Here is a 13,847-nt window from a genome sequence, read left to right on the forward strand (position 1 = left end):
AGAGAGGGCTGTTGTGGAAGATTGTTAGAAGTAGTAGAGGCCGCTTTTAGATAGAAGCGGCTTCTACATATCAGTCCAGGTATTTTTCCAGATCGGTGTTATTTGTCACGATTAAAACTGTCTCTCCTTCATTGGAACTAGTTGCATAGCGCTCGGCTTCACCTTCGCTGAAACCGAAATCCTGGAATTGTTTTCTCATGGTTTTATCCCTTTCTTCTAAAGCAGCTTTTATACTTTCTTTGACTCCCATTTCAATGACCCCGGCTGTGTTGATACCCATTTTGCTGACAATTTCCTTGGTGTAATCATAATCATATGAAAGGATATAGATATCACTGCGATTTACATTGTTAGTGATAAGCGTGTCTACGGCTTTTTGGAAGACATCCTGATCTTTATAGAGTCTAATGAATGGTTTCATGAAATTTCCTCCAATCCATTTACATAATCCCTATTAAGTTCCCGGTGGATAATTCAACTAAACATAAGGGCTCCTACCATAATTTTAAGCTACATTTGCAAAAGCGTGGCTATATACAAGCATTGACAAAACTTTGCTCACTCTTTAGTATTACAATATTATAATTCCCAAAGAACGGAAGGTGTCTGATTGTGAACGCAGTTCTGATTGCAGTACTGGTAATGATATTATTGAGCCTATTTAGATTGAATGTGGTACTGGCCCTTTTCATAGGCGCACTTGCTGGTGGTCTTGTGGCCGGCATGGGGTATGGAGAGGTTATCAGCATCTTTACGGAAGGAATCGTTGGTGGTGCAGAAATAGCATTGAGCTATGCATTGCTTGGCGGATTTGCAGCTTTAATCGCCTATAGCGGCATCACGGAAGTGCTGGTGGGTTTCATCATCAGAATCCTGAAAAAAGAACAATCCAAAAAAGCACGGATTGTCGCCAAAGTATCGATTATTTTTGCCTTATTGGCAATCTCCATAATGAGTCAGAACTTGATTCCGGTACATATTGCCTTTATCCCCATATTAATCCCGCCTTTGCTGAGCCTGATGAATGAACTTGGATTTGACCGTCGTCTCATCGCAGTCGTTTTGACTTTCGGATTGACCTTCCCCTATGTTGTGCTGCCGATCGGATTTGGACAGATATTCCAAAATACCATCGTGACCGGGTTCCAATCAGCAGGGGTTGAAATTGCTTTTAGCGAAGTCGCTCCTGCGCTTATCATACCCGCGGCTGGCTTCGTGGCAGGACTGGCTGTTGCACTGTTCTTCTATAGGAAACGCCGTTATTATAAAACGCTTGAAATTGGTGGCGACACGCCTAAACAAATCAACGGCAAGACCATAGCCATTGCGATAATCGCAATCATTATAACGTTCAGCGTTCAAATAATGACCGATTCCATGATATTTGGGGCGTTGGCTGGAATAATGGTCTTCTTCTTATCTTTCCAGTTCAAATGGCAACAGCTTGATGATGAATTGGTATCCGGCATCAAAATGATGGCATATATCGGCATTGTAATGCTTGCAGCAAACGGATTTGCGTCTGTCATATCAGAAACCGGACATGTCAATTCGTTGGTTGATGGCATCGCAGGTGCACTGGAAGACCAAAAGGTTCTGATAGTCATTTCAATGCTTCTCGTGGGACTGGTCGTCACTATGGGGATAGGATCGTCATTTGCTACAATACCGATCATCTCAAGTATTTTTATTCCGATGGGGATGGAACTTGGACTATCGATCACGGCCATTATTGCAATCATTGGCACGGCTGGTGCTCTCGGAGATGCAGGCTCACCCGCTTCCGATTCGACACTTGGTCCGACAGCAGGTTTAAGTGCAGATGGCCAGCACAATCATATATGGGATACTTGTGTACCTACCTTCGTTTTCCTTAATATCCCAGTCCTCATTGCCGGATTTGTTGCAGGAATGGTGCTATAGGTTGGAGAGTGTCTGCTTTTCTAATAGTGGATTAATGGAGAGTTGAGGAGTGACATTATGTATCATACAGAATCTAAAAGAGAGATGTGGCGGCAATTCATCACGATATTATGGCCGATACTGATGACGCAGGTGCTACTATATTCCATGAACTTGGTCGACACGATGATGTCGGGAAGGGCAGGAGTGGCTGACTTGGCAGGGGTGGCAATTGGTTCCAGCTTCTGGGCCCCTGTTTCCACCGGGATCAATGGCGTTCTTTTAGCCGTTACAGCAATTGTTGCACAACTGTTAGGTGCTGGTTTGAAAGATGAAGTGAATCACACAGTGAACCAAGCGATGTATATAGCCGGTGCTTTGACTGTTTCCGTGGCTGTATTAGGTTTCTTTTTCCTGGATGACTTGTTGGTTCTGATGTCATTGGATGCTTCAGTCCATGATATTGCGTACAAATACCTTGCGGCCCTTTCTACTGGTGTACTACCGTTATTTCTATTCAGTGTACTGCGCAATTTCATTGATGCACAGGGTTTAACGCGCATATCGCTATACGTTATAGCGACATCATTGCCGTTAAACGTATTCTTCAACTATGCATTCATATTCGGTAAATTTGGACTACCGGCACTTGGTGGTGTAGGGGCAGGTGTTGCCACAGCGATTACTTATTGGTTGATACTATTCATCGCAGCTGGCATGGTCTTGAAAGTCGAGAAGCTGAAGGATTTTCAAGTTTTAAAGCGGTTCACTCTGCCTGACTTTAGCGTTATAGGTCATCATCTTGCAGTCGGTATACCGATTGGCATACTTATATTTGTAGAAACGAGCATTTTTTCAATGATGACGTTACTGATTGGCATCATGTTCACGACGGAAATCATTGCTGCAAACCAGATTGTCTTGAATTTTACAACGATGCTCTTCATGCTGCCCCTCAGCATCTCGATGAGCATGACTATTGTTGTTGGTTTCAGTGCAGGTGGAGGACGGTTTGAAGAAGCAAAACTTTATAGGACGATGGGGGTTGCTTCGAGTCTTGGATTGGTAGGTGTGGCTTCCATCGTACTGTACTTGTTCAGGGAGCCCATTTCATACCTGTACACCAGAGATCCGGATGTGGTTATGATAACGATGCCGTTATTCCTCTTTGCCATCGTCTATCAATTCTCTGATGCTCTGCAGGCAGCTTTTCAAGGTATATTGAGGGGTTATAAAGATGTAGTGTGGCCCTCGATCATTGCAATCGTATCCTATTGGTTGATAGGAATGACTACAGGATATGTTCTTGCCGCATATTCAGCGTTTGGGTTCTATGGGCTCTGGATTGGAATCATAGCAGGGCTGACTTGTGCAGCTATTGGATTTTATATACGTCTCAGGCTTATTGAGAAGAAGAAATTACAAGAACATCTACAAGAGGGATTATAGGTATTCAATTGAAATAGAGGATAAGAAAATAAAGGAGGATGCCTAGGCATCCTCCTTTATTTCCATATATACTTAATGAATTTTGAGAACAATTTTGAACTTGGGTACCTGAATGGGAAGTCGAAACAGGTAGTCTGATCAAGCACACTCTTTTTATGTGTAAAAGTGTCGAATGAGTATTTGCCATGATAATTTCCCATACCGCTATTACCGCGTCCTCCAAACGGGAGGTGTGGATTGGCCAGATGGAAGACGGTATCGTTTATTGCACCGGCGCCGAAAGGAACAGCACGTACTACATGCTTGGCTTCAGTTTTTTTATCAGTGAATATATAGAATGCCAACGGATCGGGGAGGTCCCTTACATCCAATACCGCTTTATCCAAGGAGTTGAATTCAAGGACAGGGAGTATTGGGCCGAATATCTCCTCCTGCATCGCCGGGTGATCAAAATCGGCATTATCTATGATGGTAGGCTCGATGGCAAGGGTGTTGCTTAAGGAGCGTCCGCCGTATACGATATCACCCTGCATAAGCTCTTTTATCCTATCGAAATGATTTCTGTTTACAATGCTCATGTAACGTCCTTCATTGAAGTCTTTTTCATAGAACTTCCTTGTGTAATACTTCATGTGGGTGACTAGTCGTTCTTTTACTTTCGAATCGACATAGACAAAATCTGGTGCGACACAAGTTTGGCCAGCATTTAGGAATTTGCCCCAGACAATTCGCTTAGCGGCTAATTTGATGTCTGCATGCCGAGTTACTATAGCAGGAGATTTCCCTCCCAATTCTAAAGTGACGGGTGTCAAATGCTGCGACGCTTTCTCCATTACAATTTTTCCGACATGTGAGCTACCGGTATAGAAGATATAATTGAAAGGAAGATCAAGGAGTTCCTGATTGGTCTCCACTCCGCCTTCAACTGAAGCAACGTGCTTTTCTGGAAAAGCCAATGCCATTATATGACTGATGACCCGGCTGACATGAGGTGTATGTTCTGACGGTTTCAGAATTGCTGTATTACCGGCTCCAAGAGCGCCAATAAGTGGTGATACGGTGAGATTGAATGGATAATTCCACGGGGCAATAATCAGCGTTACGCCGAAAGGTTCTTTGTGTATTCTGGAGGTTGAGCCGATATGAGTCGGTGGTGTCTTAACTCTCTCCGTTTCTGCCCATTCTTTAAGATTTTTAATGGTGAAGTTGATATCGTTGTAGACATAGCCGATTTCAGTCAGATATGCTTCAGGTTCGCCCTTGTTGAAATCAGCTTTCATAGCTTCAAGGAGCATTTCCTCATGGTATTTGATGCTGCGTTTTAATTGTTTGAGCGCTTCTATTCTGAAAGGTATCGGTAGTGTTTTTCCGCTTTGAAAAAATTGTCTTTGCTTTGCGAACAATGATTCAATCATTCGATCACTCCTTCTTTATATTTAAACCCTACCCGTTTGGACCTTCAGTCAGTCATATTCCATTAAGACAACCACTCTGTATATATGGAACACGTACACCCTGTTCGAACTCCACTGCACTTATATGATTTATCACATTAAGGTGTTGTTTTCCGGGAACATGTACACCATATGGAGGCATGTGACTTTATCTTGTGGTTTCCTAATAGATGTACCCCCTTTAAATTACCCTATATAGATGGACTTGTGGTATAATAAATTATAATCATACGAAATTGATTGGGGAAGGTGAATATATGGACATTGGTTTAAACTTCGACCTGATGACCGAAAAATTGACGGCATATCAAATCGGTAGGGCGGTCGACATTTCTGTTGATCAGGCTCAATCAATAATAGATGGTGATGTAAAAGTTGATGAATTGGATGAAGAGACAGTAGCAAAACTAAAAAATTTAAACGATAAATTGATGAACTGAGGTCGGTCGCTGCCAATCTCAGTTTATTTAATACAACCTTCGGCGGGTATAATTTAACTGCCTATGATGCTATCATGATGTATAAATGCAAAATAATGGGCAAAGGAGTCTTTCGAGATGAATTTATTGATTCTTTCAGGGAGTGCTTTCCCTGGTTCTCATACACGTTCAGTTGCAGAAACTATTGAAAGTCTCGTAGGACAACCAGAACATGAAGTGGCACATATAGATTTGCGGGAGCTGAATATGCCGATCTTCGGGCAAGGTAAGACGGATGATACAGAGTATTTGAAGCGGCTTGTAGAAGATGCGGATGCGGTCATTATCGGTACGCCAAACTACCACACTTCATTTTCAGGGATATTGAAGAACGCATTGGACCATTTATCGATTGATGAGTTCGAGATGAAATTGGTGGCACTATATTGCAACAGCGGTGGCATGCGCAATTCCGATCCCCTTACGCAACTCAGAATGGTCATGAGAGGGGTCCATGCGATGGTGATTCCGACTCAAGTCTGTACATGCAACGAAGATTTTGAAAAGACTGAAACAGGGTATACACTTAAGAATGAAGCACTCAGGGAGCGCTTGAGCGTGATGGTTGATGGATTGATTAAACAATCTAATTCAGAGAGAGTGAGCATCTGATCTTCAGATGCTTTTTTAGATGGCTAAACTGGATGTATGGAGAAAAATAAATGAGCAAAAAACAAAGAGAGAATATACCTATTTTGATACTGATGGGTATCATAGCGATATTTTTCTTGTCTTTTGTAGATTCGGAGATGACCCTTATCAAAAAAAATAAAGATTCAAATTCATTCGAAGACGCGTTGGATAAACAACTTTCAAGCGATGCACTACATTTGAAATTGCAGGAGGGAACCACTCGAAAAGCAACGTCGGAAGAAATCGAAGCAGCGATGGGATTGCCTGGAGATGGCACTCATTACCAGTTTTTGGTGCTGACAGAGCCTGTGGAGACATCAGCAGAGGAACTGGATGAAATTTTAGAAGGTAAAGGGATATTGGAAGGACAAGGCGAAGCTTTCATGGAAGCCCAGTCGAAGTATGGCGTGAACGCATTATATCTCATCAGCCATGCACAATTGGAGACAGGAAATGGACGTTCACAGCTTTCCCAAGGCCAGGAACTGGAAGGGGAGCGCTATTATAATTTCTTCGGTATTGGGGCATTTGATTTTGAAGCTGTAGAAGCAGGAACGAGCTATGCAGTACGCGCAGGATGGAATGAACCGGAAAAAGCAATTCTAGGTGGGGCTGATTTCATTAAAAACAACTATTTGGATAAGGGTCAAAATACCCTCTATGCAATGCGGTGGAACCCTGAGTCCCCAGGTGATCATCTCTATGCTTCCGATATTGAGTGGGCGAGTAAGATTGGGGATATCATGAAGGGTCATTATAGACGGTTGGATCTGGAAGGGCACAACTTCATCCAAGATTATTATGCTGAATAAGAAAAGAGTCCAGCCTAGTAGCTGAACTCTTTTTCTATTCGCCAAGGATGGCTGTAAATATTGAAAGAATCTCCTCTGATAAATCCAACTGCAGTAATATTCAAATCTTCAGCCATCTTTATGGCTAGATTCGTAGGAGCGGACTTGCTTAAAACGATACCGACACCGATTTTAGCAGCTTTTGTCAACACTTCCGATGAGATGCGGCCGCTGAATATGAGGACTTTATCTTTTACGGAAATTCGGTTCCTGAGGCAATGACCATATAGTTTATCCAGTGCATTATGTCTACCGATATCCCCCCGATGGAGAAAGGCGCCATCTTTGGTGCCGAGGCTTGCGTTATGGATGCCACCGGTCTTCTTGAAGACCATACTGCTAGATTGCATTTCCTGCATTAAACTGATGCAGGCAGAAGGGGTGAGTGTGGTCCGGGACATTGAGGTTTTAGTCGTTTCAGCATCATTCTGGAAATAGAATTGACGGCTTTTGCCGCAGCATGAGCCGAGCACCCTCTTTGAATATGTGAAGTGATCGGTCACGACTTCACGAAACAGGTGAATATGGCAGAAGCCGCCTCTGTCATCCAGGTTTATTGATTCGATTTCATTGAAATGCCGGATCACACCTTCGGAGGCAAGGAATCCAACCACCAGTTCTTCAAGATACTCGGGAGAGCACACCAATGTGGCAAATTCGACATCATTTATATATATTGTAAGAGGGAATTCTTCAACGAGTGTATCCTCGATGCTTGTCATCCCTGCACTGTCATAGCGGGTAATGGCTCGCCTGGTCGTAATTTTCAAGGCAGCACCCTCCTCATCTTCATGTTAAAAACGAAATCATTGCTGCATCAACAACTTTGCCATTTCATATTTTCCACGTTATTACCTGTTATCGAACACTGCTCTTTTGGTGTGAAAGCTAGTATACCTATAACTAGTTTAAAGCACAAATGGATTTATTAGTAACTGAACTGCGCTTTTATCTTCATGCAAAACATGATCGATCTGTCACCATTGCTTCACTTCTTTTAGAATAGCCATAACTTATTATCATCATAAATGAAATTCAATCATACGCATACATAAAATCATTTGCTAGTGGAGAGAGTCCCCTACTCCTGATAAATTTATAAACCATATTCTAGGGAATGGGTGGATAATGTTCAATATGATGATCAAAAAAAGATGCGGGCAATAGAATATTCATTGGATTCTAACAGTCAATTTATGATGCAGAGTATTCAAACATATGGAATATGTGCTAATATATTAGGAACTGTATGTGTAAAATCATATTAAATATACCTATAAAGTGAGGTTAGTGTATGAATAGTTCCAGATGGGGATCCAAATTAGGCTTTGTGCTCGCTGCAGCAGGTTCAGCAATTGGCTTGGGCGCGCTTTGGCGGTTTCCGTACATGACAGCTGAGCACGGGGGCGGCGCTTTCCTTCTTGTCTTTCTTCTAATGACACTTTTTATCGGCATGCCGCTTCTCCTATCAGAATTCATTATAGGCAGAGCCAGTCAACGTAATCCCATTGAAGGATTCGAATACCTCGGAGGCAAAAAATCTTACCGTATATTCGGTTGGCTTGGTAATATTGGTGTCTTCCTGCTTTTATCTTTCTATAGTGTCATTGGAGGTTGGATTCTGATATATCTGGTCATAGCACTCGGAGAGAGCATCAATTTGATTCAGATTGACAATTATGGAGCAGCTTTCGAAGGCATAATATCCAACCCGCTCTATGCTGTAATCGGGCAAGGTGTTTTTATCTTCCTGACAGCCTTTATAGTAGCAAAGGGTGTACAAGAAGGTCTCGAGCGCGCATCTAAAGTGATGATGCCCTTATTGTTCATTCTGTTTTTGATTGTAATCATCCGTTCTGTAACGTTACCGGGAGCTATGGAAGGAATATCATTTTTTCTGACGCCAGATTTGGGTGGAATTGATTCGACCGCAATATTATATGCATTGGGGCAATCATTCTTTGCTTTGAGTATAGGTGCAACGACTATGATTACCTATTCCTCCTACCTAGGGGAAGAACATAACTTGACCCAGTCTGCGCTTTCCATTGTCCTTATGAATATCACAATTTCAATAATGGCGGGACTGGCAATATTTCCAGCCATTGCATCCCTTGGCATGGAAGCAGCAGAAGGGCCAGGGCTTGTATTTATAGTGCTGCCTCAAGTATTTGGCGAGATTCCTCTTGGATTTCTATTCTATATTCTTTTCCTTGGGGCATTTCTGTTTGCGACTTTGACTTCTTCAATTTCCATGATTGAGATAAATGTGGCAAATGCGATAAAGGGCAACGAGAGGAAGCGCCGCAGTATGGCTTATATATTCGGTTTCTTTGTATTTCTAGCCGGTATACCTTCTGCCCTCTCCTACGGAGTTTTGAGTGATGTATTGATATTCGGCAAGTCGATATTCGACAGCGTGGATTTCCTGGTTTCAAATATCATGTTGCCGATCGGAGCGCTTGTCTCCACTCTATTCGTCGGATTTGTAATTGACCGCCGCGTCATCATGCACCAGCTCAATGTCGATAAAACTAGTAGCATGTATGGTTTCTATAAATTGTGGATGGTTATGCTCAGATTTGTACTGCCTATCATAATATTGATAGTCTTTGCAGTCAGCCTAGTAGGGTAAATAATATAAAGACCGTTGATTGGATGAACTAAAACCCGAATAATGGACAGTTAATAAAAAACGTCCATTATTCGGGTTTTTCTGTGCCCACTCAATGATCTTGTTTATAATGAAACAAAGTATTGGAACGGAGGCATCTTATGGCACGGCATTTTTCAGCATTTGAAATAAAGCAGTTGGAAACGAATCCAAACATTCTCAGAGTCTCAGAGCGTTCGATCACCTATCATCCGGAATTCAAGAAGGTGGCTGTCCAAACCTATCTTTCAGGGGGGACACCGACCCGGATATTCATTGACCATGGATTTGACCTGGCTATTATTGGAAAAGAACAACCGGGCCGGTCCCTCAGACGGTGGCGAAAAACATATGAAAAGTATGGTGAAGTCGGGCTGGAAAATGATTTCCGGGGCAGAGGGGCTACAGGACGGCCATCCGACACGGCGCGCTCAGCAGCAGAAAAATTAAAGCGGGCAGAAGCACGGATTAAATATTTAGAGGCAGAAAATGAATTCCTAAAAAAGCTCGAAACACGCGAAAGGCAGGCGAAGCATCAGAGACGAGACTAAAACCGTCTGAAGTATATGAACTGATTGAACAGCTCCATCGCAAGCATCCACTTAAAAATATGGTGTCCCACCTATGCAAGCTCTCGGGCGTCAGCCGAAGTGGCTATTACGCGTGGTTAAAAGGAGAGGCAGGCAGGCAAATGAGAATGGAAAATGACGATAAGGATGCGGCATTGATTGAAAAGATCTTTGATGCGGAAAAAGGAAAGGTCGGTGCACTACAAATCAAACTGTTTTTGGAGAATGATTACGGCATCATCATGAACCACAAAAAGATCCGGCGATTGATGAAAAAATATCATTTAACCGCAACAATCAGACAGGCCAAACCGTACAGGCATATGTTGAAAGCGACAAAGGCACACAGCACATGCAAGAACTTGTTGGGCCGGGCATTCAATCAAAATGAACCGGGCAAAGTGTATCTGACCGACATCACTTATATTTACTATGGAAACGGCCAAAAAGCATATCTCTCCTGCGTCAAAGACAGTACAACGAAAGAAATCATTACCCATGTCGTCTCACGATCTCTAAAGATGGATATCGTCTATAGAACCCTCAAACAGCTGAATGAAACCGTAGAGTTGTTTCATCCGGAAGCAATGATACATTCCGATCAGGGCGTCCATTATACCCACCTCGAGTTCCAGAACAGAGTCAAACAGCTGGGTCTCCGTCAATCCATGTCCCGCCGGGGAAACTGCTGGGATAATGCACCCATGGAATCCTTCTTTGGTCACTTTAAAGACATGGTGGACCATAAAGCCTGCCCGTCCTTTGAAGCATTGAAGCATGCGGTTGGAAATTATATCAATAAGTATAATAATGAAAGATACCAATGGGGGTTAAAAAGAATGACCCCGGTACAATACCGAGGTCATCTACTCGCAGCATAACGCTTTTTTTAAACTGTCTAAATTATGGGTTACAGTTCAGGAGAACAACCAACGGTCTTTATCTTTTAATGACATCAGTTTTAGATTGAATTTATGTTAGATTTCTGAAAAATCATGTGCTAGTATATTAATATGATTTGGGAATCGGACATTTTTGGCAGAACATCAACTGCTGTAATGACGTATATGCTCAAATTTCAATGCAGATAAAGTCTTAAAATTTATGGGAGAGTGAATAATGAGTCAAAGAAAAAAGCAGGACATCATCGACATGGCGCAAGAAGAAAACGTCAGGTATATCCGTCTACAGTTTACAGATATTCTCGGAACCGTCAAGAACGTTGAAGTGCCGACAAGCCAACTGGGTAAAGCGCTCGATGGAGAGATGATGTTTGATGGCTCTTCAATAGAAGGCTTCGTTCGAATTGAAGAGTCTGACATGTACCTTGTTCCAGATTTGAATACTTGGAGTGTTTTCCCATGGACCGCTGGAAAAGGTAAGGTCGCACGACTCATTTGTGATATTTATACGATAGAAGGCCGACCCTTTGAAGGAGACCCGAGATCTAATTTAAAACGTGTGTTGAAAGAAATGGAAGAGATGGGCTATAGTGCGTTCAACTTGGGACCGGAGCCTGAATTCTTTTTGTTCAAACTAGATGATAAGGGTCAACCGACCACTGAACTGAATGACCAAGGAGGCTATTTTGACTTAGCGCCGACGGACTTGGGAGAGAATTGTAGAAGGGATATCGTGCTTGAATTGGAAGACATGGGCTTTGAAATAGAAGCTTCACACCACGAGGGTGCTCCAGGACAACATGAAATCGACTTTAAGTATGCGGATGCCATTACTGCATGCGACAACATACAGACTTTCAAGCTCATAGTCAAAACTGTTGCGAGGAAGCATAACCTTCATGCAACGTTTATGCCGAAACCGATATTTGGCGTAAATGGTAATGGGATGCATTTTAATGTATCGCTCTTTAAAGGCAAGGAGAATGCTTTCTATGATGAGAGTAAGGCTTCGGGCCTTAGTCAGGATATGTCCTACTTCATGGCAGGGATTTTAGAGCATGCACGCGGATTCACAGCCATCTGCAATCCTATTGTAAACTCCTATAAAAGATTGGTGCCAGGTTATGAAGCACCAAGCTACGTAGCTTGGAGCGGTAAAAACAGATCTCCATTATTGAGGATCCCCTCTTCCCGAGGGCTCTCAACACGTGCAGAAATCAGATCTGTAGATCCAGCAGCCAACCCATATTTGGCATTGGCGGTTATCCTAAAAGCTGGGTTGGAAGGAATCAAAAATAAAGTGGAACTTCCAGAGCCGGTCAATTTAAATCTCTATGAGATGTCGCGTGCTGAGAGGGAAGCTGTAGGAGTCCAAGACTTGCCTTCCACCCTTTATACAGCTTTGAAGGCATTGAATGAAGACGAGACTATGAAAGAGGCACTTGGAAACCATATTCATAAGCATTTTGATAAAAACAAAAGTTTGGAATGGGAAATGTACCGTTCACAAGTAACAACATGGGAATTGAAGCATTATTTAAACCAATACTAGAAATACGGGGCTCCTGCCCCGTATTTTTTCATTTAATAACGTCATCCGTTATAATGGCAGGCATAATAACAGGCATAAATATCTATTGGTTTTCCTAATAATATGGGGTTTTACACGGTAACGTGATGCGATATAGGAAATTTATAATATTACATCGTTATAGACAAATTAATGGAAGAAAAGTGCTTGAATATGTTCTGACAGGGAATGGTTAAGAAAAAAGGGAGATTTATATGAAGCGTCAATACAAAGTGGTGATTTTGGGAGGCGGTACAGGCGGCATAGCTTCAGCCAACCGGCTTCTAAAAAAAGATAAAAGCTTGAAGAATGATATTCTTATAATAGAACGGGAATCCCATCATTATTTTCAACCTAAATGGCCGCTTGTAGGAAGCGGGGAAATGGAACTTAAAGAAACGTGGAAAGCAATGGAGGATGTCATTCCAAAAGGCATGGACTGGATTCAGGAGAATGTAGAGCAAGTAGATCCAATCAAGCGCGAGGTGGGAACAGATGAAAGGACGGTTCAATATGATTTTCTGATAATCGCCTTGGGCCTGGAATTGGATTATAACGCCATCAAAGGCGCACCTGAGTCGCTTGGAAAAAATGGGGTGTGCACCAATTATCTATATGATTACGTAGAATATACTTTCGAATGCCTTCAGAAAGTCGAAGAAGGGAAGATTGTCATTTCAAAACCAGTTTCTGAGATCAAGGGAGGGGTATCTGCGGAAAATTCATTATTTACAATGAATGACTATATCCGACGGCGTAATCGAAATGTCGAACTGGTATTTCGTAGCGGAAGAAAGGAACTGTTTCCTGTAGCTAAATACAATGATAATCTGATTGGTCAATTCAATGAAAAAAATATAGATTATAAGTTGAATAGTGAACTCATTTCAGTGGATGGGGAAGGGAAACAGGCAATTTTCAGAGATCGATTGACTGGAGAGCATCATGAAGTGCCATTTGAAATGCTGATCATCACCCCACCCATGCACGGACCTTCGATCCTTCAAGATACAGAACTGTTGAACCCGGAAGGATGGGTCGATGTTGACCCCTACACTTTAATGCATAATAAATATACAACAGTATTCTCTTTGGGAGATGCTTCCAGCCTGCCGACGGTCAAAATGGGGGCAGCCGTCAAAGAACAGGTGCCGATACTGGTGGATAATCTGCTCCAAAGGATGCAGGATGAGGCCCCGTCGCATTATTATGATGGTAAGACAGCATGCCCAATCGCAACAGGCTACGGAGAGCTTATTATGGCAGAATTCGGTTATGATCTCCTCCCGAAAGAAACAACATTTTTAGATCAGTCGGTGGATTTTATAATGAACTTAGCCACCTTTGATACAAAAAACGTCATGTGAATTTCATGTTATATTGAA

Annotated in this window: 12 protein-coding genes; 9 read left to right on the plus strand and 3 right to left on the minus strand. The window is 42.4% G+C overall.

The genetic code is table 11. The features are described from left to right. Nucleotides 1-70: 70 nt before the first annotated feature. Nucleotides 71-421 carry a YflT domain-containing protein gene (locus tag ACFFLE_RS05325; RefSeq protein ID WP_380570106.1) on the minus strand — a complete coding sequence of 117 codons (351 nt, stop codon included), beginning with the start codon at nucleotides 419-421 and terminating at the stop codon, nucleotides 71-73. Between the two features lie 188 nt (nucleotides 422-609). On the opposite strand from ACFFLE_RS05325, the gene ACFFLE_RS05330 reads away from it, so the two are divergent. Further along, nucleotides 610-1,923 carry a Na+/H+ antiporter family protein gene (locus ACFFLE_RS05330; RefSeq protein ID WP_380570126.1) on the plus strand — a complete coding sequence of 438 codons (1,314 nt, stop codon included), beginning with the start codon at nucleotides 610-612 and terminating at the stop codon, nucleotides 1,921-1,923. 57 nt (nucleotides 1,924-1,980) lie between these two features. Further along, nucleotides 1,981-3,351 carry an MATE family efflux transporter gene (locus ACFFLE_RS05335; protein ID WP_380570107.1) on the plus strand — a complete coding sequence of 457 codons (1,371 nt, stop codon included), beginning with the start codon at nucleotides 1,981-1,983 and terminating at the stop codon, nucleotides 3,349-3,351. A gap of 56 nt (nucleotides 3,352-3,407) precedes the next feature. Here ACFFLE_RS05335 and ACFFLE_RS05340 read toward each other — a convergent pair whose 3' ends face one another. After that, nucleotides 3,408-4,766: an aldehyde dehydrogenase gene (locus tag ACFFLE_RS05340; RefSeq protein WP_380570108.1), complete on the minus strand. Its 1,359-nt coding sequence runs from the start codon at nucleotides 4,764-4,766 to the stop codon at nucleotides 3,408-3,410. Between the two features lie 296 nt (nucleotides 4,767-5,062). Here ACFFLE_RS05340 and ACFFLE_RS05345 point away from each other — a divergent pair, with 296 nt between their 5' ends. The 3 genes from ACFFLE_RS05345 to ACFFLE_RS05355 all read left to right on the plus strand — a co-directional run bounded on the left by ACFFLE_RS05345 (nucleotide 5,063) and on the right by ACFFLE_RS05355 (nucleotide 6,729). Next, complete coding sequence (locus ACFFLE_RS05345) at nucleotides 5,063-5,245, plus strand: hypothetical protein (RefSeq protein WP_380570109.1); 183 nt, start codon at nucleotides 5,063-5,065, stop codon at nucleotides 5,243-5,245. A 117-nt stretch (nucleotides 5,246-5,362) separates the two neighbouring features. Then, nucleotides 5,363-5,896, plus strand: a complete 534-nt coding sequence (locus ACFFLE_RS05350) for an NADPH-dependent FMN reductase (RefSeq protein ID WP_380570110.1) — start codon at nucleotides 5,363-5,365, stop codon at nucleotides 5,894-5,896. A gap of 50 nt (nucleotides 5,897-5,946) precedes the next feature. Beyond that, nucleotides 5,947-6,729 carry an N-acetylglucosaminidase gene (locus ACFFLE_RS05355; RefSeq protein ID WP_380570111.1) on the plus strand — a complete coding sequence of 261 codons (783 nt, stop codon included), beginning with the start codon at nucleotides 5,947-5,949 and terminating at the stop codon, nucleotides 6,727-6,729. Nucleotides 6,730-6,743: 14 nt separating this feature from the next. Here the strand turns inward: ACFFLE_RS05355 and fdhD are convergent, their stop codons facing one another. After that, a complete protein-coding gene (gene fdhD / locus ACFFLE_RS05360; RefSeq protein WP_380570112.1) occupies nucleotides 6,744-7,538 on the minus strand; it encodes a formate dehydrogenase accessory sulfurtransferase FdhD in 795 nt (264 codons plus the stop codon). A 524-nt stretch (nucleotides 7,539-8,062) separates the two neighbouring features. Here fdhD and ACFFLE_RS05365 point away from each other — a divergent pair. The 4 genes from ACFFLE_RS05365 to ACFFLE_RS05380 all read left to right on the plus strand — a co-directional run bounded on the left by ACFFLE_RS05365 (nucleotide 8,063) and on the right by ACFFLE_RS05380 (nucleotide 13,829). Then, nucleotides 8,063-9,403, plus strand: a complete 1,341-nt coding sequence (locus tag ACFFLE_RS05365; RefSeq protein ID WP_380570113.1) for a sodium-dependent transporter — start codon at nucleotides 8,063-8,065, stop codon at nucleotides 9,401-9,403. Between the two features lie 140 nt (nucleotides 9,404-9,543). Next, nucleotides 9,544-10,871, plus strand: a protein-coding gene (locus tag ACFFLE_RS05370) for an IS3 family transposase (RefSeq protein WP_380570114.1) whose coding sequence is annotated in 2 segments (ribosomal slippage) — nucleotides 9,544-9,913 and nucleotides 9,913-10,871 — 1,329 coding nt in all. Because the reading frame shifts where the segments join, the coding sequence is not laid out codon by codon here. Between the two features lie 238 nt (nucleotides 10,872-11,109). Further along, nucleotides 11,110-12,444 (plus strand): type I glutamate--ammonia ligase, encoded by a 1,335-nt coding sequence (glnA, locus tag ACFFLE_RS05375; protein WP_380570115.1) that lies wholly within the window; start codon nucleotides 11,110-11,112, stop codon nucleotides 12,442-12,444. Between the two features lie 233 nt (nucleotides 12,445-12,677). Beyond that, nucleotides 12,678-13,829: an NAD(P)/FAD-dependent oxidoreductase gene (locus ACFFLE_RS05380; protein ID WP_380570116.1), complete on the plus strand. Its 1,152-nt coding sequence runs from the start codon at nucleotides 12,678-12,680 to the stop codon at nucleotides 13,827-13,829. Nucleotides 13,830-13,847 lie beyond the last annotated feature (18 nt).

Source organism: Salinicoccus siamensis, from assembly GCF_042429615.1.
GTDB classification, from domain to species: Bacteria; Bacillota; Bacilli; order Staphylococcales; family Salinicoccaceae; genus Salinicoccus; species Salinicoccus siamensis.